Source organism: Stenotrophomonas sp. STEN013, assembly GCF_056760355.1.
This window is the reverse complement of record NZ_JBRREO010000012.1, coordinates 1-21,326: the sequence shown is the minus strand read 5'-3', so window position 1 is coordinate 21,326 and position 21,326 is coordinate 1. Positions and strand designations below refer to the sequence as shown.

Genomic DNA, 21,326 nt, shown 5'->3' with positions numbered 1-21,326 from the left:
GGCCGGCGGCATCGTGCTGCCGGCTTCAGGTTGCTTTACATCGAATTCAACTACGCCACTTGAGGACCAACGTCATGGCGAAAAATTACAAATTCCCCGGTGCTGTGATCGATATCACCGCCGCGGCCAATCTCACCAGCGGCCAGGCCGCCATCGTCGGCACGTTGCTCGCCGTAGCCCTGGTGGACATCCCCAGTGGCGGCAAGGGTAGCGCCCAGATTGAGGGCGTGTTCGAGCTGCCCAAGCTGTCCACCGCAGTTGTCACCGAAGGTGCCGCGCTGCATTGGGACGTCTCTGCTGGCCAGTTCATCGTTGCCGCTACCGCGGCGGGCGATCTGGAGAACTGCGCGATCGCAATCGCTGCGGCCGGCAATGGCACCACCAAGGTGCTGGCCAAGCTCGCGCCGGGTGCCGGCGCAGTCAAGGCCTGATCCACGCCCACCACCGCACACAGACGCCCGGGTGGCGTGTGCGGTGGTGGGGCTTCCAGCTCCGCAACAGGGGGACCGATGAAAGACCAGATCACACAGGATTTGATGGCCGCACTGGCAAGGACAGCGCCGACCGCAACCGTCGCCGTTGCCACGTATGACCCATCCAAGCACTTGTCGATGCTGGTGATGGTCGTATCCCTGTTGGTTGGTCTGTCGCAGTTCTTCACCACCATGATCCGCAATTGGGGTGACTGGATGAGCTGGTGGAAGGCGCGCGGTGCAGACGTCGTCCGTCTGGTGAGGTGGGCCCGTGGCCGCTGATACCTCGCCCCCGCAGAACGGTACCGGCCGCGGTGCGCTGGTGCTCGGCTCCACAATCCTCCTGGGGTTTCTGGCCCTGTGGGAAAGCAGCGGCAAAACCGTAACCACCGTGTACGCGGACAAGCTGGCCGGTGGCCTGCCGACCGTGTGCGACGGTATCACCCGGCACATCACCAGCACCCCGATTGTTGTCGGCGAAAAGTGGAGCGCTGAAAAGTGCGCCGCCGAGACCCGCGCCGCCGTCATCAAAGTGCAGAACCAGCTGTTGCGCTGCTTCAAAGTCACCCCGCCGCAGCCTGTACTTGATTCCGCAACCTCGCATGCCTGGAACTTTGGCGCGACCGCCACCTGCGGCAGTGGTGCGATGCAAGCGTGGAATGCCGAGCAGTGGGCGCTTGGCTGTCGCCGGCTGCAATTGGCCGACGACGGCCGGCCGGTGTGGAGCTACGTGAAAACCGGCCGGCTCCTGCCCAACGGCAAGCCGGAAATGAAGTTTGTTCAAGGCCTCGCCAATCGCCGCAGCAGCGAGCGCGGGTTGTGCATGAGTGGGGTGGTCCCATGATCCGCATCCTCGTCGGCCTGCTGCTGGCCCTGCTCGCCGTCATCGTCTGGCAGCGCGGCAGTGTCTCCATCGCCCACCGTGCAGCCGACAACGCCGCCGCGGCACGTGATCGCGCCATGACCGAGCGCGATGTAGCCAGCGCGGAGTTGGCCCAGGCCAACACAGTCATCACCACCGAACGCGCCAACGCGGCCAAAGCCAGCGCCGTGGCCGCCCAATACGAAAAGGACAAAGCCGATGCGCAAGCCGCTTCTGAACGCCTTGTTGCTGACCTGCGCGCTGGCAATCAGCGCCTGCACGCGCGTTGGCAAGCGGCCATCGCCACCAGCGAACTGTCCGCAGCCGTCGCAGCCGGTGCCGTCGCTGATGGTGGCGCCGACGACCGGCACCAAAGTGCGGGCCGAATTATTGGCGCCGCCGACGCCTGCGACGCACAAGTAAAGGGACTGCAGGCCTTCGCCCTGCTGTGCAGTGGAGGCGGCCAGCAATGAGCCAGAAGGCCTTCCTCGCAAACTTCGATGCCATGTCACACGCGGCCTTCGCTGATGCAGGCATGGCAGACGCTGGGCGCTACTACGCCAACGCATCCGATACCGACGGCCAGCTGGTGAAGGTGTTCATCGACCGCGACACGCAGTCCATGGGGCTCAACGACCAGGCGCAGGCAGGGCGTGTCGAAGTGTCCTACGTGCTGGCATCCGGGTTGCAGATTTCCCAGGGCGGGCGGCTGGTGGTGGATGGCGATGTCTACGTCAATGCCAAGCCCATAAGCGACGATGGCTCACTGAGCCGCTGGCTGGTGCGTCGTGGCTGATCTTGTCGAGCCGTCGAGCTGGCAGCTGGTGGAGTTCGTCGCCACGTGCGTCAAAGGTATCGGCACTGCATCCGGGTACTACACGGACCTTGGCTCCGGCGCGGTCATCACCGATGACACCGATGCGGATCTAGACGCTGGTGCCCCGACCACGATCATCTTCGCCAGCGACATCGACCCCACCGGAGCGGGCGGTAGCTTCGTCAGCTCCGATGTGGATTTGACCATCCAGTTCAGCGTTCCGCGCGGCTATGGCGAGACCAATCCCAACAAGCTGATCCATCGCGCGCGCGCCGATCTTGTGCGCGCTTTGACAATGAAAGAACGCGATCTTCCGCCCTTCATCCGCACCTTCGTACTCACCGGCTCCCAGCTTGCCGCTGTCTCTGAAGACGATGGCAGCTCCAGTGTTGTCGCTCAGGTCACCGCGCGGGCCGGCCTGACCGAACTCAAGTCGCCCGTCACAACTCAACCGCAGAGGTAACCCCCATGGCTAAAGCCACAGTTCGGCAGTATTCCGGCGACATCCGCATGTGGCGCAAAGCCGCTGATGGTTCGCTGATTGCTGTCATTCCCGAGCCTGCCGACTCGCAGGGCAACCAGCCGATCGAAGTCAACGCCAAAACCTTCAGCTATGAAGCCGGCGATGAAATCAAGGTCGTCAGCAAGCGCAATGGCAGTCTGTACAACCAGCCTATCTACACCGACACCCTACCGGGTACCACCAGCCTGTCGGTGAGCCTGCTGGAGATTCCGCCTGCCATCATGGCGCGCATTCTCTACGGTACGGCCTCGGATGCGTCGGTGGTCGAGGGCTCGGTCACGGACGAGGTGGTCACCGTTGCTGACCTGGCGCAGCCGGTGCAGTTGCCCCATCGCTTCATCAAGGCCACACCGGCACCCATCTTCACCAAGGGCGTAACCCCGCTGGTGGCTGGCACCGACTACACCCTCGATGCGCGTCGTGGGCAGTTCACCGCTATTGCCGGTGGTGACCTGGTCAAGGGTGATGCAGTGGAGTGCAGCTACAGCTACGACGCCGTGGATGCCACGCGCATTCTGGGCGGTGCCACGCCGACCGAATCGTTCTACGTCACCGGCGACATGCAGGACCGTGTGAGCGGAGAGTGGGGCGAGCTGGAAGTGTTCGAAGCACGCCTCACCGTTGATGGCGAAGTGGACTGGCTGGCCAGCGAGCCGATCAGCCCCACGCTGGCCGGACCGCTGGTTGTGCCGAGCGGCGCACCTGCGCCCTACGTGTTCACCAGCTACGCGTTGAAGTCGTAACTGATGCGCCGTCGCTCGAACAGCGCGGCGGTACCGGCACCGGCGGCAGCAATGCCGGCGGTGTATCGGCCTGTTCCGCCAGAGCGCGTGGTCGTGTTTGTGCGCAACCACAGGCATGCCGGTCTGGACTATCGCGAAGGCGATACGCTCACCTGTACGCCGGCCACCGCTGACCTGCTGCGCCGTTTCGGCGCGATCGGGGAGGGCTGATGGTCTCCAAGCGTACAGGTGCTGAATCGCTTCGGCCCGCTCTGGCACGTATCGCTGCTGCGCTTGACGGTGTAAGCCCGGCGAGCATTGCCAAGGCCGACAAGCGCGCCGTGGTCACGGTGCGCCGCCGCTTCGAGCCGGCGGCAAAGCGCTTGGTGCGCGAAACCTACAACGTGCGTGCCGGTGATCTGGCCGGAAAGTTCACCGTTACCACCAGCGAGCTGTCCGGCGCGGGTGCGGTGCTTCGCTTGAATGCCAGCACATACAAGACACCGCTCGCCGCGTTCGGCGGTCGGTGGACTGGGCGCAAGAGCCCTGGCGCCACGGCGGCCATCAGCAAAGGCGGCGGTCGCAAGGTCTACCACCACGCCTTCATCGCCACGCTCAACGGTCAGAAATGGATGCTGGTGCGCCAGTTCTCCAGCGGCAGCCACCTCGCGAGCGGGCGCGACCCGCGCAACAAGCTCAAACGCCTGGCTGGTCCCAGCCCGTTCCAGATGGTGCGCGGGCAGGGCGATGAGAACGCAAAGCGATTGAGTCGCGAAATGAATGAACTACGCAGCAGGGAAATCGTCCGCTTGCTGCGCCTCACCCGGCAAGGAGGAATCTGATGGCCACGCCTGCGTTTGAGGAAGCCATCCGGCTGGTGCTGGAAACCCGCGGTGCCGAGGGCATCGCACAGCTGCAAGCCGCACTGTCTGAGTTGGGTGATGTCAGCGATGCCACCGTTGCCGACACACGCAAGCTGGTTGATTCGCTGATCGGGCTGAATGAGGCAGCCGAGGGTGCGGCGCGCTTTGATGAGCTGACTACTGAGCTGGGCAAAGCAGAGAGCCAGCTCGATGCTGCCGAGCGTGCTGCCTACCAGCTGGCCCTGGCCATGGCCGAGGTGGAAAAGCCCACCCGGCAGATGGAGCAGGCGCAGAAGGCCGCCCGCGCTGAGCTGGAAAAGCAGCGTGCCGCCTACGCGGACCAGTGGCAGCAGCTGGAAAAGCTGGAAGGCGAACTCAAGGCTGCCGGCGTCAACACCGGCAACCTGGCTGCCGTGCAGCGCGAGCTGCGCAACCAGATCGGCAGCACCGCCGGTGCCATCGACCGCCAGGCCCAGGCCGTGCGCAACGAAGCCTCCGCCGTGCAGCAGCTCAAGCAGCGCATGGCCGATGGCGATGAAGCGTTCCGCAAGCAGGCCACCCAGAGCCGCGCTGCTGCTGAAAGCCTGCGTGCCTACCGTGACCGTGCGGCCGAGGCCACGGCGCAGACCAAGAAGCTTGGGGACTCCGGCGGCGCACTGAGCAAGCTGCGCGGGCTGGTAGCGCCGCTGGCCGGTTATCTCAGTTTCCAAGCCGCAGTTGCCGGTGCCAAGAACCTGTTCGGCGTTGCCGCTGCAGCCGAGGATGCGCGGCGATCCTTGGGGAACATGTACGGCACCCAGGCCGCGGGCAATCGCGCCTATGGCGAGCTGGCTGACCTGGCCAAGCAGAACGGCCTGGCCTTCGATGCTGTGCTGTCCTCGGCACAGAATCTCAAAGCCTTCGGGCTGGAACCGCTCAACGGCTCGCTGCAGGCACTGATCGACCAGAACGCCGCAGTGGGTGGCAGCCAGGGGGATCTGGAAGGCAAGATCCTTGCCCTTGGCCAGGCCTGGGCAAAGCAGAAGCTGCAGGGCGAAGAGATCCTGCAGCTGGTCGAACGCGGCGTGCCTGTGTGGGACCTGCTGCAGAAGGCCACCGGCAAGAACGTGGACGAGCTGCAGAAGCTCTCCAGCGCCGGCGCGCTGGGGCGCGATGTCATCACCGCGCTGTACGAGGAAATCGGCAAGGCCAATGCCGGCGCCGCCACGCGCGGTCTGAGCAGCATGAGCGGCCTGGTGGCGCAGCTCTCTGCGCGCTGGCTGGATTTCCGCCAGCAGGTAGTGGATGCCGGTGTTGGCCAGTACCTGCAGCAGCAGCTGCAGCAGTTGCTGCAGGCCACCGGCGGCATGGAAGGGCTGGCCAAGCGCGTCAGCGATGCGATCGTCAGCACGCTGCAGGCGGTCAAGGACCTGGGCCAGCAGTTGCTGCCGCTGGGCAAGGCCATTGCCGGCATCACGCTGACGCTGGCCAAGCATGCGGAGGCTATCGTGCTGCTGGGCAAGGTGTACGTGGCGCTGAAGCTGGCCAGTGTTGCCCAGGGCTTCCTGGGCATCGCCACGGCTGCGCGCTCTGCCACGGTGGCCACCACCGGCCTGGCCGCTGCCGAGGCGGCGCGTGGCGCCGGCATGGGGGCGCTCAGTGGCAAGGTGAACGGACTGGCCGCGGCCATGGCGCGCCTTGCGCCACAGGTCGCGCTGGTCGCCTCGATCGATTTCACCGTCAACAGCGTGATCAAGGTGACCGATGCCATCGGCCAATACAACGACATGCTGGCCAAGACCGCGCTGTACCAGCAGACACAGGCCAGCTTTGCCCAGGAGCAGATCCGCCTGGGCCAGCAGCTGCAGCAGCTGTACCGTGCCAACGCCGACCAGCAGCTTGCCGCCGCAGGCGATCTGCGCAGCATGACGCTGGAGCAAGCCCAGGCCTACCAGCAGAGCCTGCTGGCTGCGCAGCAGTATTTCCGGGGTGTGGTACTGGAGGCGCGAGGTGCCGGTGACAGTGTGCGTACCGCGATGGCGAGCGAAAAGGCCCGCGAGCTGCGCGATGAGCTGGAGCGGGTTGGCCAAGCGTTGGCCGATCTGAATGCAAAAGCCAAAGCCGAGAACGCAATCCGCGATTCTGCGCAGGAGGCAATCAATAAGTTTGATGAGCTGCGAGGTGCCGGCAAGGGTGCCGCCGATGCAATCAAGGGAGCATTTGACGGTATCGACTTCACCAGTGGTGAAGGTCTGCAGAAGGCCGCGCGGATCATCAAGGATCTGGAGGCACGGGGCAAGCAGGCTGCGGCAGCGATCCAGGGTGAGCTGGGTAAGGCGCTTGCCGGGATTGCGGATTCAGACCTGCCAGCGGTTCGCGAAGCATTTGAAAAGGCCTTCGGTGCCGGGTCGGCGGAAGCGGCCAAGCTGGCGTCGGCCATCGATAGCATCAACCTCACCCGGCTCGGTGTCGATGTTGAGCAGGTGCGTACCGGTTTCAGTTCTGCCGGCCGTGCCGCTGTTGATCAGTTCGTGGCTGCTAATGCTGAGGTCAACAAGCTTGGCCTGACGATGGAGCAGCGCAGCCAGGCTATCGGCCAAGCATTCACCAGCGCCATTGGCAAGATTTCCACCAGCACTGAGCTGGGTGCGCTCAAGCGCGCCCTGTCTGATGCCTTGGCCGCCGGCAACTTGCAGTACGGCGATTTCGCGAAGGCGATCGAAGCCATCGACGGCAAGCTTGGTTCGGTTACGCAGACTGCCAAAGACATGGGAGCTGGCGTCGATGAAGGGGCGTCGCAGGCTTCTGATGCATTGCGCGGCCTTGCCGGCGCAGCCAACGAGGCGGCAGACGCGTCAGGAAACATGGCAGAAGCTGCCGATAGTGCTGCTGGCCGGTTTGATCAGCTCCTGCAGGCAAGCACGCAAATGTCGTTCAGCCTTGGAGAAGTGGGTGATGGCTTCCGGGAAGCGATGAAGGCCATGTTTGCGTCCGCGCGAGCGGGCTCGCCGGTGCTTGAGAACTTCTTTGGTATCACCAACGAGCTGTCGAGGCAGCGCCGCGAGCTGGCCGGCTTGGCTGCAGACCTTGACGAGGCGTCCGGGAAGTACGACGAGATGGCCAAGCGTCGTGCCCAGCTGCGCAACCAGTTTGGATTTGTCAGTGATGGTGAGCTGGACGCCGTAATTCAGAAGGAGGCGCAGATAGACGCTATGCGCAAGCAGCGCTCAGAGGAGCGCGCTCGCGAAGCGGAGGCAGAGCGGCGCGCGAACGAGTCGCGGCTTGCCGCGATGAAGGAGCAGAAGAACGCCCAGCGGGCAGCTGGCGATGCGATGAGCACCGATGAGCAGCGCCTGGTGATCGATTGGCGGGCGCCATCCAAGGGTGTGGCTGCCAGCGCCAGCGCTGCGGAGATCGAGCAGGCCGAACGGCTGGCTGAACTCGTGGCACCGCGAGTCCTGCAACGGATTGAACGTGCCCGCTCTATCAGCATTGCGCGCAGGGGTGTTCGGTGAGCTCATCACTTGCAGGAATTGATCTGCCTGCAGATCTCAATTGGTCTGACGAATTCACTGCATGGAAGGTCGGCCAGGCTATCAGCACCAGCCTCACGGGTGCGCGCATCGTTCAGGAAAGCGCCCTGCAGACCGGCAGGCCGATCACGCTGGAGAGCCAGCAGGACGGCCGTAGCTGGGTGGCGGTGGTTTCGCTGGAGGTGCTGCGTGCCCTACAGGCCCTTGAAGCGGTGCCGCGCTCAACGCCGATGCTGCTCACTGTTCCTGCCCACAACAGCGGCAGCCGTACGTTCAACGTTCTGTGGCGCCGCAGTGATGGTGCGGCTCTGGAGGCCAAGCCCATCAAGTTCATTGCCCCGGCTTCTGACGGGGACTTCTTCGCTATCACCCTTCGACTGATGACGGCCTGAGCCCATGACCATTTCTGCAACTGACATCAAGCTCCGCCAGAGCCAGCGGCTCACTGACAACCCGGATGGTGGTGGGCGCATGGTGGCCACTGAAATCGTGGACGGGGCGATGAACAACCTGTTCCCCGATATCGGCGACGAAGAGCGCACCACCGGCCGCAGCACTCTGCGCAAGCTGTTTGTGCATGTGGATACCGCGGGCACCGATGTGCTGAAGGACGCCATCGCGGTAATCGTCGACCCGCCTTCCGATCCGGACGTGCAAATCAGCATGTTCGCCACGGGCTCCTACAGCGACGTGCGCAACGATGCGCGCAACCGCGTGGAGGGCTACATCACGAAGGGGGTGGAAAGCCGCTACGTGCTGCTGGGCGCACACTTCATTGGTCAGCAGGCGCTGAGTTTTTACTGCATGAAGGATGCGCCAACCCCGGACATCAACGACACCCTGTGCCTTTCGATCACCGGTTCCGGCTACACGCCGAACGAGCAGTACATGCGTGTCCGCAGCATCCTGAGCCGCAGCAGCCAGACTTTCTGGGATGACCAGGGCGCTTTCGAGCGTGATGTGATCATCGTGGAGACGGTCACCGCGCTGCTATACGACTTTCCCGGCCAGGAGGTCAACCGCCGCACCAGCATCAAGCCGGCCACGCGTGTGCTGCAGACCAACGTGGTGGATGCCACCAGCTATTACAGCGTCAAGCGCCTGACCGTGGCGGCCGAGCCGGGCGACCTGTCGGTGAAGGTTGGCACGCCCTACGTCAACATTGTGCCGGCTACCACTGCCGAGACTCCCGTGGTGGATGTGTTGGCTGGGCAGGGCACAGTGTGCTACGTGCAGGCCGGTGCTACCGACTCGCTTGGCCTGAACTTCAATAGCGCGTTTGCTGCTGGTGTAGGCGTCACCCGGTTCCTCGGCAATACCCTGCTCAACGGCTCAGTGAAGGTGACTGTTGGCAGCGTGGTACTGGCTGACAACGGCAGCGGCCAGTTGGTGGCCGTGGGTGTCTCGCCGTGGAGCGGGAGCGTGGACTACCTGGCCGGTAGCGTTTCCGTGGCCAACGATGCCGGAGCCGGCAACACGGCCGTGACCATCACCGCCACGCCGGCCGGTGCGATCGTTGAGCAGGGTTATACCGACCGCATTGCGATCACGCCTGGCAACCAGGGCTTCAACTACATCTTCCAGTGTGTACCGTTGCCGGCCCCGGGCACGGTATACGTCGACTACCGTGCCCTTGGCCGTTGGATTCGCCTGTCGGACAACGGTACCGGGCAGCTGGTTGGCAATCCCGGGCAGGGTAGCGGCACGGTGAATTACGCCACCGGCGCGGTTGTTCTCACTGCCGGCGCACTGCCAGATCTCGGCAGCGAGGTGATTCTTGGCTGGGGCACCGGTGTTGTGGGGGAGCGGCGCAGCGGCGATGCCGCAATCAAGACGCCGGAGCTGAACTTCATGCTGCCGGATGCCGGCATCCGCCCGGGCAGCTACGTTGGTGGTCTCACAGTGGGCGGCGCCCCATTGAGCGTCAGCGACAACGGTGCCGGTGGTTTGCTGATCGCCGGTGTGCAGCGCGGCAATATCGTATATGCCACCGGCGAAGTATCGCTGCGCCTGGCTATCTTGCCGGATGGCGACACGGTGCTGTCCAACAGCTACGAAGTGGCCGGGAGCAGCAACAGCGATCAACAGCCCAGCCCGGATGCCGGCGGCATCGGCAGTTTCACATTGCCTGGTGCACCCCTGCGCGCGGGCAGCCTGCGGTTGACGTGGCTGGTATCTGCTCAGCCGATGGATGAGGACCTGGGTACCGTCACGGTGTCGGTGCGCATCGAGGCGCGTGACGACGGCGCCGGCAACATCCTGGCTGTGTCGGCCAATGGCCGCGCACTTGCCGGAACACTTGGCACCGTCAACTACACAACCGGTGCGGTCAACTGCAAGTTCGGCAAGATCGTCATCGAGGACTTTCCAATCCCGGTGTATGCCGCGTCCAGTGTGGGTGGCGGCCGGCGCTTGCAGTCCCGTGACCGGGCTGACATCACGACAACGTTCAGCGCTGGCACCATTGTCAGCGCTGAGTACCAGGACACCAGTACGCCGGTGGTGGCTGAGTCGGTCACCCTGCCGTTGCCGCCCGTAGTGTTGGAGCTGACGCCGACGGTGATGGACAGCATCATTCCCGGCTCTGTGCGCTTCACGTTCCGTGGGCGCACGTATGTGGACCGCAATGGCGCCTTGTACTACGGCATCGACCCGGCGAGCGGTTCCGGGACCTACGCTGGTGTCATCGATTACGCGGCCGGCAAGTGCAACATCGCCCAGTGGGCAGCCGGCGGTGCGAATACGGTGAGTGTGGATGCTTTGGCCACGCGCATCTTCGACGCTGGTACCGACGCGGTGTTCTTCCGTGCACCGGGCAGTCCGTTGCGCCCGGGTAGTTTCACTCTGCGCGCCACCACGCTTGGCGGCCAGGTGGTGACCGCCGCGGCCGACATCAATGGCGTGCTGATGGGACCCTTGATCAGTGGCGCAGTGGATTGGGAGAGCGGTACAGCCAATGTGCGCTTCGGCGAGCTGGTGCAGGCCGCCGGAAACGAGGGTGAGCCGTGGTTCGATCCGGCCAACGTCGTCGGCACCGACGTATGGCGCCCGCACCTGATGATGGCCGGCAGCATCTACATGGGCACGGTGGTGTACCGCTCTATTCCGCTGTCCAGCGTGGTGATTGGCCTGGATCCGGTGCGCCTGCCGAGCGATGGCCGCGTTCCGGCGTTCAAGGCGGGCCAGACGGTGCTGGTGCACCACACCGCCATCCACAGCATTGCCGCGCCAGTCGCGGGGCAGCTGGTCAGCTTCGGGCGCACCCGCATCGCCCAGATCGAAGTGCGCGACAGCGCAGGCACGCCCATCAACAGCTCCTGGTACACCTCGGACTTGGACGCCGGCACGCTGCAGTTCAGTGATCCGCTCAACCTGAGCGCCTACATCCTGCCCGTCGTCATCCGCGAGCGCGTGGAGGACCGCCGCCTGTGCGTGCAGCCGCAGATCACTGGCGAGATCGAGCTTAATACGGGCCTCACGCACGACTACCCGGCCGGCGAGGCGATGATCAGCACGGCCCTACGGCTGGGTGAGGCGAATGGATCACTCGATCTGCAGGCCCGCGTGGAGAATCTGTTTGACCAGGGCACCTGGTCAAACAGTTGGTCGAATACGCCCAGTGGCGGGGCAGCGCCTGGTACTTATAACGACACCGACTATCCGCTGCTGGTGACCAACGCCAATGCCATCACTGAGCGTTGGGCAATTCGCTTCACCAGCGCAAGCAACTTCGAGGTGATTGGCGAGGCGGTAGGCGTGATCGCTGTCGGCAGCATCGCGGCTGATTGTGCGCCACTCAATCCACGTACCGGCCAGCCCTATTTCACGATCAAGCGCGAAGGCTGGGGCAGTGGCTGGGCAGTAAACAACGCCGTGCGCTTCAACACCATCGGTGGCCTTGCGCCGGTGTGGATGGTGCGCACCACTCTGCCGGGCACGGCGTCAACCGCCGCCGATTCGACCCGTCTGCAGGTCATCGGCAACATTGCAGGAGGTACACCGTGAGTTTGATTCCAACTATTTTCCGCAGCACTGATCCGGGCGCGCCGATTCTTACAGGGACGGCCGGTAGCTTTGCGGCGTTGATGGATGCGGTGCTTGTCACCGGCTATGGCACCGGTGCGGAGGCGAAAGCACCTTTGGGTTGGACGCGGGCGTTCTACGATGGGCATAAGCGTGCGTATCAGAACAGCCTGAGTGATGGCGGAACGGGGATGTTCTGGCGCATCGACGACAGCAACGCGCGGCATGTTCTATGCAGCGCATTTCACACGATGAGCAGTATCGACACTGGTGTTGATGGATTTGGTGGTGGTAGTAATTCTTGGGGGAAGAGCAATACAGCCAACACTACGGCTCGGAACTGGTTGATAGTGGGCAACAGTCGTACGATTTATATATTCATCGCATCCGGCGACCTTGCTGGTGGGTTTGAGAACTTTTCGGGATCTTTCGTTGGTGATTGGACTACGTTAGGACAAGATTTTCCGTTTAATTTTGGTATTTCCTTTAGCAATCAAGCTACTTGGAATTCAGGTCCATCACGCCCTGGGCTTTTCTATGGGACATCTGGATACGGCTGGATCGCCGGTGCACGCAGTGTGGATGGATCACAGATTGGCATCGATGTGTACCCGCGTGAATCGCTGGTTTGCAGGATGAACCTACTCGGCGGAGTGAGTTCCGGTCAGTTTCCCTATCCCTACCCGGTGACTGGTGGGATGTTGGTTTCCCGTGCGTTCCTGAAGCAGGGCAGCGCCAGCTCGGCATTGCTAATTGGTGCTTATCCGGGGATGTGGGTACCTGAGCATGGAAAGGTACTTTCAAGATTCGAAAGATACGTTGATCCGGGTGGTGTTCCTGGTGAATTTTTGAGCGTATCCAGTTTTGGCGGACCCAGCGAAGGTCAGGGCCTGATCAGGATTGATGCCGAGTGGGAGTACTAATGAGTAGCGTGCTTACCAGTAAACATGTCGTTAGTGCCAGTTTCGGACGCGGGGCTCCATGGGGGGGGCACGGCTTCCTAGGCGGCCTACCGCCGGATACTGAAGGCGGGGATGACGGCCGAGTTCGGGTGATGAATGAGCCGGCGCGTATTGATATCACCGTACTCGAGCCGAATACCTATGCTGTGGTGGCTCGAACTTGGTCGCGGCCAGATGGAACGTGGCGTGTGCCATATCTCAGTGAGTCCACTCGGTTCACTGTGATTGCCACCGATCGAAGCCAACAAGTCAACAGCGCGATTCAGGATTGGATCTATCCCGCGCCAATGGTTGAGTGATGGAGCCGATACCCGGCGGGTATATTGGGCTGAACCTTGGGCCGCTTTTCACCGGCCCCGGCAGTCACACGCCACTCAATCTCGGCATCGCGTGGGACGTGGAACCCCCTGAGCCACCGGAACCGGTTGTGCGCGGGCTTCGGTCGCAATGGGGTACTGCGTGGGCTGTTGCGGCATCGCGTCAGATCGCGGTGGACGCCAGTTGGGGGCAGAGCCAGCGGGAGCGACGCGGTGCTGCCATTACTTGGCATGGGGCTGCTGCTCGCAAGAACGGCATTACTGCCTTGCTGTGGAGGGGAACGCCGCGAACGGCGATGACGGCGGAGTTGCACTGGGGCGGTCATTCTGCAGAACGCCGAAGGGCACTTGGCTCAGGATGGCAATCCCAGGGCTGTGAGCGAAAGGCTGGGATGTTCCAGTGGGCGGGTCAGCAACAGCACCGAATCGCGGCCTGCACGCCGTGGTATCACGCGGCCCAGGCCCGTCAGGTGGCGGACATGTTGTGGCGGCCAGGTGCATTTTGCAGGATGCCGGTGGGTCTGCTTCACTGGATGAGTCCGGAACTTGGCAGGTGCACCACGACGCTGCCTTGGGGGCCTGCTGCACATCTGCCGTGGATTGTTCGGCCGGCGGTTGTGCCGCCCGAGCCGCCAGAGCCCAATCCATTTCCTCCTGGCGACAAGGTCGCACTGAATCTCGGTTGCCCGGTGATCGGCATGGGCGGGTTCGCGCCCCTCAATCTTGGCGTGACTGCGTGTTATGCGGTGCGCCCTCAGAAAGGTACTTACATCGTGCTCAACACAATCTCGGTGGTCCGGCTGCCGGACCGCGCGCCCATTGAAGTGGAATCGGTCAGCATCAGCGGCAGTGCCGGCGCATGGGGGTACGGCGTTGATATGACGCTGGCCGACCCGGCGCACCTTGCATTGCTGAAACCTGCGCCCAGTGGCCGGCGTGAGGTTGAGATCACAATCAATGGGTACGTCTGGACAGCGGTGATTGAGAACTACAGCCATCGTCGGGAGTTTGTACGCAGCGGTGTGACCGTGACCGGCCGCAGCCGTACCTCACTGCTGGCCGCGCCGTACGCGCCTTCACGGGCCATGGTCAGCAGCAGCGAGCGGAGCATGGCGCAGCTGGCGACAGATGAGCTTGCCGATACCGGCTACACCATCGACTGGGGCACGGTGGATTGGCAGGTTCCTGCGGGCGCCTGGTACTACGACGGAATGACCGCGCTGGACGCCATCAGTGCATTGGCCGAGGCGGCCGGCGCCGTGGTGCAGTCGCATCCGGAGAGCAAACACTTGCGGGTTTTGCCGCGCTACCCGGTAAGCCCTTGGGATTGGCCAGACTCAACTGCAGATCACGTGGTGCAAGATGACATTGTCATCACTGAGAGTGGGCAGGTTCGCAGTGCCCCGGTTTACAACGCTGTTGTGGTGACCGGCGAGCTGGCCGGTGCCGGCGTTACGGCACGCATCGTTCGGCAGGGTGAGGCTGGCGATCTATATGCCGCACAGGCATCCAGTCCGCTGATTACCGTAGCGGCTGCAGCAGCAGAGCGCGGCCGCAACATCCTCAGCGATCGTGGTGACCAGGACGACATCGACTTGACCTTGCCGATGTTCCCTTCTCCCGTAGTTGCGGGAACCACGGGACGCGTGTTGCCACTGGAGCTTGTTGAGGTGCGAGGATCATCCGGGAACTGGCATGGCCTGTGCACTGCAACCCGGATCGATGCCCGTGTGTCAGGCAATGCCGTGACCGTGGAGCAGACCATCACCCTGGAGAGGCATTACACCGATGCGAACTGATCTATGGAGCCAGTTTGGCGGCCTGCTGCAGACAGGACCACGGCTATTGGCAACTGTCACCGCCCACAACCCGGACGGCACCAGCTCAGTCACCAGCTATGACGGCGCCCAGTTCCGGGTAATGGGCCAGGTGGGGGATGCCGGTGGTATCCCGTACAACGTGTGGGTGCGCGACGGCCGCGTGCTGGAGACCGCGCCGAACCTGCCGCTGATCGAGGTCACTGTGTGAGGGAGGTATAGCGGATACGGTCCTTCTGCATCGCCTCGAAGATGAAACGCTCCAGTTTGACCAGATCCTCGCCAAGCTGCCCCGGCAGGACACCTTTGGCGATCCAGTCGGCGATTTCGTCGAGAAAGCTGAGGTGGTCGAGGCCGTCGTGCAGCCACTTGATGTGCACCTCGTCTCGCCTGTGGCAGGGTGTGGCTTGTTGTTGGTGGGGTGACTTCCGGGTGCCTGCCGACTGCGTTTCGATGTGATCCATTCATGTGCTCCGGTGAAGTGGTGGCACAGCTTCATCGGCAGATTGCAGTCTGCCAAGCCCCTAAAAAATCGCCATTTTCAGCGAGGTTCGACGCCCCCTCTCCGAGATACCACGAACCCACCGGAACCTAAGTTAGCGCGTGAAACTTGCAAAAATTTCCGGACCGCAATCGAAATTGCGTGACGCATGTCACGAAGACCTAAGGGTTGGAGGGGAGTTTGGCGAGTACCGGCAGGTGTGGCTGCGCAAGAAAATAGTTGAAATTTGTTGTGTCGAGAGGCTGCTTGAGAGGCTCAAGGCTAGAATTCTGCGCAAAAACGGGGTTGGGTTGGCCCGTGATGACGGCGAGCTCTTCTGCTCCAGGTGGAATCTCCCGCCCGAGGTTGTGTGACGAAGTTCCGGCGTGTCAGGAAATACCTACAGCAACCCAGGCCGTTGGCCGACTGACGGCGCCTTGCAGAAGCGTGATTGTGGAGTCGCCAGCAACGGCGGCGCCGGCTCCCAGCCAGGCCATCCACCCGCCGGGCTTCCGCAGGGATGCGGAGCTGCTGGAGGCCAGCAACGACGCATTCCCCGCGTCCACCCGGTCCCTACCTCCCCAAGAGGGCCGGGTGCTGGCTGTGGTACTGGTGGCTATACAAAGCCTTGGAGCTCTCCCTCCGGGTGCACGCCCAGCTTGAACAGCCAGGTGGCGACCAGCTCGATGATTGCGACTTCGTCCTCCGGATACTGGTCGATAAGCCGTTCCTCGACCTCGTCGCAGATCTCCCAGAACTGCGGCGCTTCCCCGTACTGCAGGAGCGCGTGACTGATCTCGTTGAACGCCAGTTCGTAATCAGCGCCCTGTTGGCTCATCTGCCTTTCCCGCTCTAACGCAAGCCAGTGCGTCAATGAGGCTGCGTACCTGGTCATGGAAGTGGTCGAAATCTGCCATGGCGACGCGGGGTTCGATTACCTCGACCTCACCTGCAACAATTTCGGCGATATCTCCGACCAGCGCCGTCTCTGCTTCCGGCTTCATTCGCACCGCCAGATCCTGCAGCCACTGGTCCAGCTCTTCTCGGGTCAGCTTGGTGGTCATGAGGGGATCCTATGCCGGCCGCCCGTTATGATCAGGTCAATCGTGGCTGTTCACATTCAGCAGCGCACGCGCGGCAGCTGGTGTATGGAGGTGGTGTAACTGGGGGAGAGCATGTGTTGGCGCATGCGCCATTCCGGCTTTGCCTGCCAGCCGGTTGCGCCGAGCCCAGCGGTGCCGCGGCCGAACTTCTTGTTGATCGCGTCCAACGTGTCCATCAGGCGGTCGTTCCCCACCATGGCAGGGGTGAATAGATCCTGCTGCAGTGCCTCCGGTCGCGCGAGATCCAGCAGCGCGACGCCTGCCTTTTTGTAGTCGATGCCCCGGCGGGGCATGCCCTCAAACAGCTGGCGTACGCATCGCAGGATGATCGTGGTGTCAGCGGTGGCCGCCGAGAGATTCGCCGCGCGGGCTGGGTGGTGCTGCGGCAGCTCGGGGCGGAACGGGTCGGAGTTCAGGAATACCTGGACGCCACTGGCCACCAGGCCGCGAGACCTCAGCTTCTCGCAAGCACGCACGGCGAACGTGGCCAGTGCCTCATGCAGCGCCTGCGGATCGGAAACGCGGCTGCCGAATGAGCGGCTGACGACGATCTGCTGCCGGTCGGGCTCCACTTCTTCGATGCTCATGCAGGGGTGGCCCTGCAGTTCCCGCTGCGTGCGCGCAAGCGTGACACCGAAGGCTGCGAGGATGTCATCAGTTGAGGCGTCGCGCAGTTGCGCGGCGGTGTGGATGCCGCGTGCGGCAAGCTTCGGCGCCAGTTTGCGGCCCACGCCCCATAGATCGCCGACGGGGAAGTCAGCCAGCGCCGCATGGCATACGACAGGGTCACCGAGATCCATCACGCCATTGCCGGTTTTGGCCAGCTTGTTGGCGAGCTTGGCCAGGGTCTTTGTGGGGCCGATGCCGATGCAGTTGGGGATACCGGTCCAGCGGTGCACCCGCGTGCGCAAGTCGCACGCGAACTGCTCGCGCAGCTGGATGCCCGTCAGGTCGAGGAAACTCTCATCGATGCTGTAGACCTCCACCCGTGGGGCGGCATCACGCAGGATTGAGACAACGCGGGCGCTCAGGTCGCCGTACAGGCCGAAGTTCGCCGATCGCATTTGCAGGCCGTGCCGGCGGACCAGGTCTTTCAACTCATGGGCCGGGTGGCCCATCTTGACCCCGAGTGCCTTGGCTTCTGCCGATCGGGCAATCGCGCAGCCATCGTTGTTGCTGAGTACGACCAGTGGCTTGCCGCGTAGCGCCGGCTGGAATACGCGCTCGCAGCTGGCGTAGAAGTTGTTGCCGTCGACCAGGGCGAACATCACAGCTCCCGGATTTCGGCAGCGCCGGTGATCAGCGGCCGCACCAGGATGCGGTAGCAGTCCCGGTCGAATGAGGCGGAGGGCTGGTCCAGCTTCCGGGCTTTCGCGAGCGTGTCCGCGGTGCCGAGGTAGTGCCAGTTGCGTACGACGTGGATCTGCTGCAGCTCGTCGGATTTTTCGACGATGCCGACAGCGCCCGGGTAGGGCCATGCATGCACGTGGCGATCAATGAGCGCCGCCAGCAGCCGCTGCCGGTGGTCATCCTCAGGCTCTGCCCCACAGCACACGCCGGCGCATCGCTTGAGCGCATGACGGAAGCAGGGGCGGCCCGCCGGCAGCTTTTCGATGCCCAGGCGGCTGTAGCAGAGCAAGTGGGTGTCGGAGATCTCACGCAAGGCCTCTACTGCGGCGAACCGGCTGGGATACAGCCCGAACGACGCTGTGTCACCTGCATCATGCACGTCGGTTATGCGCAGCTCACCGGCCTGCAGCGTGATCGTGCAGAGCCGCTTGTTACGGCGCAGGCGTTTGTTGAACAGCGGCTGCAGCAGCTTCACTTGCTGCGCCTCCAGCAGCTGCGCTCCGATGTCACCGGCGGTGCGCACATAGGAGAACCGGCGGGTCAGGCTGAGCAGGCGGATCTCGTCCGGCGTACGGATGTGATCGAGCACGCGGCCGCGAATGTTCACGCTCTTGCCGATGTAGAGCGGAAGCGGTGACTCGCCGTGGAATGTGTAGACCCCGGGGGCGGGCGGCAGCTGTTTTGCCAGCTCGCGGAGATCCTGCAACAGCTCAGCGGCCACGGCGCGGCCTGCGGATGATCTGGCGGGCAAGGCCCACCATTGCGAACACCTCCACTTCCGTGCCTGGCGTCAGGACGATTGGCGGGTAATCGGGGTTGGCTGAGTGCAGTTCGATGTGGTGCTCGAAGGTCTGGAGCACTTTGCAGGTGGGCTGATTCCCATCCCACACGGCGATCACGATGTCGCCGGCCCGCGGCTGAACGGAGCGGTCGACAACCAGGATATCGCCATCACAGATTCCCGCGCCGATCATTGACCAGCCGTCTGCCCGATACAGGTACGTGGCCGCCGGATTACGGATCAGCAGGCGATGCAGGTCGATGTCGTCGTCGAGGAAGTCCTCGGCCGGGGACGGAAAGCCCAGCAGCGCACGGGCGCCGGCCATGGGGACGGACTGCACAGGGCCATCGATAACTGCCGGGCCCAGGAAACGAGCGTTGGGGATTGGTGGGGGAGCGGGCAACATGGCGCGAACTCTCGCGGGGCGCTGTCTCAAGAAGCGAGACGGGCGGAGAATGTTAGTACAATTACTAACCATAGGGCGATGTCGGTCCGTTTACCTGCCTGGCGCTATCGTCAGATGCCCTCTCCCTGGAGTTTCCCATGTGCTTTTCCGCCGAGGCATGGCAGGACTATCGTGAATACGTCGAAAAGTACGGCGCCGATATCAGCATCAAGGACTTCGTGATCCTCTATGGCGATCGTGGCGCCGGCGCCAAGATCAAGATTCCGAAGGGGATGGACGCGCCATTCATGCATGCAACGTCTGGAGAGGCGCGGCAGGTTCGGCAGCTGATCGAGCGCTTCAACGCCGAGCAGATCGCGAAGCTCGAGCAGGACCTGTTCAAGCAGTCCAAGCGTTTGGCGGATGCCGAGCGCTCGCTTCTGTCGAAGGAGACTGTGAAGGCGCGCGAGGATGTCCGTATCGCCACGAACAAGATCGCTGCTGGCAAGGCAAAGCTCGCGGATATCAAACGGACGACGGCGAAGCCCGGTGACGGGCGGATCTTCCCGGGGGCGTATGGGCTGGTGCTGGTCAGTGAGGGCGGCAAGAGGGTAGTGCGGCCGATGCGCTACCAGTGCCGGCCCGCGGGGAAGCCGGCGGTCTACGATCGCAAGTACCCCGGAACCTACAACGCCCGGCGCGACAACCTGGAGGGGTTCTGGAAGGGCCAGTTTGGCCACAGCCATGGCCTGATGGTGGTGAACACCTTCTACGAAAATGTGGAGGGGCCGGCCGGCAACCAGGTGCTGCAGTTCACACCCCGAACCGGAGAGCCGATGCTGGTAGCCTGCCTGTGGTCGCACTGGAGAGACCCGAAAGGCTTGGAGCCGGACCTGCTTTCATTCGCCGCGGTCACTGACGAACCAGAGCCCGAGGTTGCCGCTGCCGGGCATGACCGGACCATCATCAACATCAAGCCCGAGCACATCGATGCGTGGCTGAATCCAGATCCCGGGAATCTCGGCGAGCTGTACGCGATCTTCGATGACAAGCGGCACCCGTTCTATGAGCATCGCATCGCAGCCTGACTCAGCTGCAACGGCTACCGGTGCGCCAGCTGCTCCGGCCGCAGGTTGGTGTAGCGCTTCAGCGTCGCCCAGCTTTCGTGCAGCGTGAAAAGGGAGACTTCTTGGATGGTGTAGCCGGCTTCGAACAGTCGGCTTGTTGCCTCGTGCCGCAGATCATGGAAGCGCAGGTCGGAGATCTCCAGGACGTGGCAGGCCCGGGTGAATGCAGCGCCGATCGACTTCGGATTGAACGGGAAGATCAATGGCTCGTTTCCGCGCGGCTGGGCTTCAATAATCGCCAGGGCTTCGGCAGTCAGCTTGAACGTCTTGTCATTGCCGAGCTTCTTCGTGGGGTGCTTCAAGTCGCGCAGGCGGCATGTGGCCGTCGATCTATCGAGATCGTCCCAGCGTAACCGCGTGATCTCTTCCTGTCGCCGAGCGCTGTGGATTGCGAAATGCATGATGTCCAGCATCGGGATCTCGGCGCGCACGTCACGGTGGCTGAAATACGCGGCCAGCTTCTCCAGTTCCGCGGCAGTGGGCCGCCGGTCGCGCTCCTTCGGCTTGCCGATGATGCGATTTTGGCGCAGGTATTCGGCCGCATCGTCCAGCTCCTGAAGCGGCACCGGCACGCCCAAGGCAACCCGTGCTGCGCGCAGCACCTGGCGGAGCCAGATCAGATCGTTGGCGGCCGTGGCCGGGCCGGCACCCTCCTGGCGCCGTCCCTGGGCGTAGGCGATGAAATCAGCGCGTGTGAGGCGGTCAACCCGCTTATCGGCTATGGCGCCTTTTCCAATGCGGGCCAGGTCCGCCTTCTTCGAGCGGCCCCATGGGTTATCGGCAGCCATCTGGCCGGAGTACCAGTCGATCATCTGGGCCACCGTCATGCGGGTACCGACGACCTCCCCGCGCGCACGTTGGCCGGCCAGCTCTGCTTCACGGCGGGTAAGCCATTCTTTTGCAAGCGCACGCGTTGGAAAGGTCGCCGACTCGCGGTGCGTGATCTTCCCATCGGCCTTTAGCCGGATAGTCGCTGTGTAAGATGTGGCGCCTGTGGCCCGGCGGCGGGCGAGGATCGATCCCATAGTGCTACAAGCCTGTTTCTGTAGCCCCGAATGTAGCACCGTCGCAGCGGTAATGCCCTGAAACCCCCGGAAATACGATAGCAATGCAGCAAACCGAATCCCACGCCATATCTGGCGAAAAGCCCCGCAGGCCTTACGTTCTGGAGGGGATAAGGCTATGTGTCGCCCCGATGATGGACTGGA

At 63.2% G+C, this 21,326-nt stretch carries 23 protein-coding genes; 16 read left to right on the top strand and 7 right to left on the bottom strand.

Going from position 1 to position 21,326, the window contains the following annotated elements:
* Positions 1-74: 74 nt before the first annotated feature.
* The 15 genes from ACVOMH_RS15085 to ACVOMH_RS15015 all read left to right on the top strand — a co-directional run bounded on the left by ACVOMH_RS15085 (position 75) and on the right by ACVOMH_RS15015 (position 15,102).
* On the top strand, positions 75-431 hold the full coding sequence (locus ACVOMH_RS15085) for a DUF2190 family protein (protein ID WP_481552491.1): 357 nt from the start codon (positions 75-77) through the stop codon (positions 429-431).
* Positions 432-509: 78 nt separating this feature from the next.
* Positions 510-755 (top strand): hypothetical protein, encoded by a 246-nt coding sequence (locus tag ACVOMH_RS15080; protein ID WP_481552490.1) that lies wholly within the window; start codon positions 510-512, stop codon positions 753-755.
* A complete protein-coding gene (locus tag ACVOMH_RS15075) occupies positions 745-1,317 on the top strand; it encodes a lysozyme (RefSeq protein ID WP_481552489.1) in 573 nt (190 codons plus the stop codon). The genes ACVOMH_RS15080 and ACVOMH_RS15075 overlap by 11 nt, the downstream gene beginning before the upstream one ends.
* Positions 1,314-1,808, top strand: coding sequence for a lysis system spanin subunit (locus ACVOMH_RS15070; protein WP_481552488.1), 495 nt, complete (start codon positions 1,314-1,316; stop codon positions 1,806-1,808). The genes ACVOMH_RS15075 and ACVOMH_RS15070 overlap by 4 nt, the downstream gene beginning before the upstream one ends.
* Positions 1,805-2,131, top strand: a complete 327-nt coding sequence (locus ACVOMH_RS15065) for a head-tail joining protein (protein WP_481552487.1) — start codon at positions 1,805-1,807, stop codon at positions 2,129-2,131. The genes ACVOMH_RS15070 and ACVOMH_RS15065 overlap by 4 nt, the downstream gene beginning before the upstream one ends.
* The gene (locus ACVOMH_RS15060; protein WP_481552486.1) at positions 2,124-2,615 is read left to right on the top strand and encodes a hypothetical protein; all 492 of its coding nucleotides are present in this window, start codon (positions 2,124-2,126) and stop codon (positions 2,613-2,615) included. The genes ACVOMH_RS15065 and ACVOMH_RS15060 overlap by 8 nt, the downstream gene beginning before the upstream one ends.
* Before the next feature lie 5 nt (positions 2,616-2,620).
* Positions 2,621-3,418, top strand: coding sequence for a phage tail tube protein (locus ACVOMH_RS15055; protein WP_481552485.1), 798 nt, complete (start codon positions 2,621-2,623; stop codon positions 3,416-3,418).
* Positions 3,419-3,421: 3 nt separating this feature from the next.
* The gene (locus ACVOMH_RS15050) at positions 3,422-3,628 is read left to right on the top strand and encodes a DUF7210 family protein (RefSeq protein ID WP_481552484.1); all 207 of its coding nucleotides are present in this window, start codon (positions 3,422-3,424) and stop codon (positions 3,626-3,628) included.
* Positions 3,628-4,239 (top strand): hypothetical protein, encoded by a 612-nt coding sequence (locus tag ACVOMH_RS15045; protein ID WP_481552483.1) that lies wholly within the window; start codon positions 3,628-3,630, stop codon positions 4,237-4,239. The genes ACVOMH_RS15050 and ACVOMH_RS15045 overlap by 1 nt, the downstream gene beginning before the upstream one ends.
* On the top strand, positions 4,239-7,754 hold the full coding sequence (locus tag ACVOMH_RS15040) for a tape measure protein (RefSeq protein WP_481552482.1): 3,516 nt from the start codon (positions 4,239-4,241) through the stop codon (positions 7,752-7,754). The genes ACVOMH_RS15045 and ACVOMH_RS15040 overlap by 1 nt, the downstream gene beginning before the upstream one ends.
* Positions 7,751-8,164, top strand: coding sequence for a hypothetical protein (locus ACVOMH_RS15035; protein WP_481552481.1), 414 nt, complete (start codon positions 7,751-7,753; stop codon positions 8,162-8,164). Before ACVOMH_RS15040 ends, ACVOMH_RS15035 begins: the two co-directional genes overlap by 4 nt.
* 4 nt (positions 8,165-8,168) lie before the next feature.
* Positions 8,169-11,777 (top strand): hypothetical protein, encoded by a 3,609-nt coding sequence (locus ACVOMH_RS15030; RefSeq protein WP_481552480.1) that lies wholly within the window; start codon positions 8,169-8,171, stop codon positions 11,775-11,777.
* Positions 11,774-12,718, top strand: coding sequence for a hypothetical protein (locus ACVOMH_RS15025; RefSeq protein ID WP_481552479.1), 945 nt, complete (start codon positions 11,774-11,776; stop codon positions 12,716-12,718). The genes ACVOMH_RS15030 and ACVOMH_RS15025 overlap by 4 nt, the downstream gene beginning before the upstream one ends.
* A 748-nt stretch (positions 12,719-13,466) precedes the next feature.
* Positions 13,467-14,873: a hypothetical protein gene (locus tag ACVOMH_RS15020; RefSeq protein ID WP_481552478.1), complete on the top strand. Its 1,407-nt coding sequence runs from the start codon at positions 13,467-13,469 to the stop codon at positions 14,871-14,873.
* Positions 14,863-15,102, top strand: coding sequence for a hypothetical protein (locus ACVOMH_RS15015; RefSeq protein WP_481552477.1), 240 nt, complete (start codon positions 14,863-14,865; stop codon positions 15,100-15,102). Before ACVOMH_RS15020 ends, ACVOMH_RS15015 begins: the two co-directional genes overlap by 11 nt.
* Here the strand turns inward: ACVOMH_RS15015 and ACVOMH_RS15010 are convergent.
* The 6 genes from ACVOMH_RS15010 to ACVOMH_RS14985 form a co-directional block, all read right to left on the bottom strand.
* Positions 15,092-15,355 carry a hypothetical protein gene (locus ACVOMH_RS15010; RefSeq protein WP_481552476.1) on the bottom strand — a complete coding sequence of 88 codons (264 nt, stop codon included), beginning with the start codon at positions 15,353-15,355 and terminating at the stop codon, positions 15,092-15,094. The genes ACVOMH_RS15015 and ACVOMH_RS15010 overlap by 11 nt on opposite strands.
* 633 nt (positions 15,356-15,988) lie before the next feature.
* Complete coding sequence (locus ACVOMH_RS15005) at positions 15,989-16,210, bottom strand: hypothetical protein (RefSeq protein WP_481552475.1); 222 nt, start codon at positions 16,208-16,210, stop codon at positions 15,989-15,991.
* Positions 16,191-16,436: a hypothetical protein gene (locus ACVOMH_RS15000; RefSeq protein ID WP_481552474.1), complete on the bottom strand. Its 246-nt coding sequence runs from the start codon at positions 16,434-16,436 to the stop codon at positions 16,191-16,193. The genes ACVOMH_RS15005 and ACVOMH_RS15000 overlap by 20 nt, the downstream gene beginning before the upstream one ends.
* A 56-nt stretch (positions 16,437-16,492) precedes the next feature.
* A complete protein-coding gene (locus ACVOMH_RS14995) occupies positions 16,493-17,743 on the bottom strand; it encodes a Y-family DNA polymerase (protein ID WP_481552473.1) in 1,251 nt (416 codons plus the stop codon).
* Entirely contained in the window at positions 17,743-18,501 is a 759-nt protein-coding gene (locus ACVOMH_RS14990; RefSeq protein WP_481552524.1) for an endonuclease, read from the bottom strand. The genes ACVOMH_RS14995 and ACVOMH_RS14990 overlap by 1 nt, the downstream gene beginning before the upstream one ends.
* 34 nt (positions 18,502-18,535) lie before the next feature.
* Positions 18,536-18,931: a LexA family protein gene (locus ACVOMH_RS14985; protein WP_481552472.1), complete on the bottom strand. Its 396-nt coding sequence runs from the start codon at positions 18,929-18,931 to the stop codon at positions 18,536-18,538.
* A 218-nt stretch (positions 18,932-19,149) separates the two neighbouring features.
* Between ACVOMH_RS14985 and ACVOMH_RS14980 the strand changes: the two genes are divergently transcribed.
* Complete coding sequence (locus ACVOMH_RS14980) at positions 19,150-20,079, top strand: SOS response-associated peptidase family protein (RefSeq protein WP_481552471.1); 930 nt, start codon at positions 19,150-19,152, stop codon at positions 20,077-20,079.
* Between the two features lie 14 nt (positions 20,080-20,093).
* Here the strand turns inward: ACVOMH_RS14980 and ACVOMH_RS14975 are convergent, their stop codons facing one another.
* Positions 20,094-21,143, bottom strand: coding sequence for a tyrosine-type recombinase/integrase (locus ACVOMH_RS14975; protein ID WP_481552470.1), 1,050 nt, complete (start codon positions 21,141-21,143; stop codon positions 20,094-20,096).
* Positions 21,144-21,326: the final 183 nt, after the last annotated feature.

Excerpts from the sequence above, each read along its gene's own strand:
- ACVOMH_RS15050 (WP_481552484.1), top strand. The coding sequence starts at position 3,422 with ATGCGCCGTCGCTCGAACAGCGCGGCGGTACCGGCACCGGCGGCAGCA.
- ACVOMH_RS15020 (WP_481552478.1), top strand. The coding sequence starts at position 13,467 with ATGTTCCAGTGGGCGGGTCAGCAACAGCACCGAATCGCGGCCTGCACG.
- ACVOMH_RS15030 (WP_481552480.1), top strand. The coding sequence starts at position 8,169 with ATGACCATTTCTGCAACTGACATCAAGCTCCGCCAGAGCCAGCGGCTC.
- ACVOMH_RS15005 (WP_481552475.1), bottom strand. The coding sequence starts at position 16,210 with ATGAGCCAACAGGGCGCTGATTACGAACTGGCGTTCAACGAGATCAGT.
- ACVOMH_RS14995 (WP_481552473.1), bottom strand. The coding sequence starts at position 17,743 with ATGTTCGCCCTGGTCGACGGCAACAACTTCTACGCCAGCTGCGAGCGC.
- ACVOMH_RS14985 (WP_481552472.1), bottom strand. The coding sequence starts at position 18,931 with ATGGCCGGCGCCCGTGCGCTGCTGGGCTTTCCGTCCCCGGCCGAGGAC.
- ACVOMH_RS15065 (WP_481552487.1), top strand. The coding sequence starts at position 1,805 with ATGAGCCAGAAGGCCTTCCTCGCAAACTTCGATGCCATGTCACACGCG.
- ACVOMH_RS14980 (WP_481552471.1), top strand. The coding sequence starts at position 19,150 with ATGTGCTTTTCCGCCGAGGCATGGCAGGACTATCGTGAATACGTCGAA.
- ACVOMH_RS15070 (WP_481552488.1), top strand. The coding sequence starts at position 1,314 with ATGATCCGCATCCTCGTCGGCCTGCTGCTGGCCCTGCTCGCCGTCATC.
- ACVOMH_RS15085 (WP_481552491.1), top strand. The coding sequence starts at position 75 with ATGGCGAAAAATTACAAATTCCCCGGTGCTGTGATCGATATCACCGCC.
- ACVOMH_RS15040 (WP_481552482.1), top strand. The coding sequence starts at position 4,239 with ATGGCCACGCCTGCGTTTGAGGAAGCCATCCGGCTGGTGCTGGAAACC.
- ACVOMH_RS15015 (WP_481552477.1), top strand. The coding sequence starts at position 14,863 with ATGCGAACTGATCTATGGAGCCAGTTTGGCGGCCTGCTGCAGACAGGA.
- ACVOMH_RS15055 (WP_481552485.1), top strand. The coding sequence starts at position 2,621 with ATGGCTAAAGCCACAGTTCGGCAGTATTCCGGCGACATCCGCATGTGG.
- ACVOMH_RS15045 (WP_481552483.1), top strand. The coding sequence starts at position 3,628 with ATGGTCTCCAAGCGTACAGGTGCTGAATCGCTTCGGCCCGCTCTGGCA.
- ACVOMH_RS15080 (WP_481552490.1), top strand. The coding sequence starts at position 510 with ATGAAAGACCAGATCACACAGGATTTGATGGCCGCACTGGCAAGGACA.
- ACVOMH_RS15010 (WP_481552476.1), bottom strand. The coding sequence starts at position 15,355 with ATGGATCACATCGAAACGCAGTCGGCAGGCACCCGGAAGTCACCCCAC.
- ACVOMH_RS14975 (WP_481552470.1), bottom strand. The coding sequence starts at position 21,143 with ATGGGATCGATCCTCGCCCGCCGCCGGGCCACAGGCGCCACATCTTAC.
- ACVOMH_RS15000 (WP_481552474.1), bottom strand. The coding sequence starts at position 16,436 with ATGACCACCAAGCTGACCCGAGAAGAGCTGGACCAGTGGCTGCAGGAT.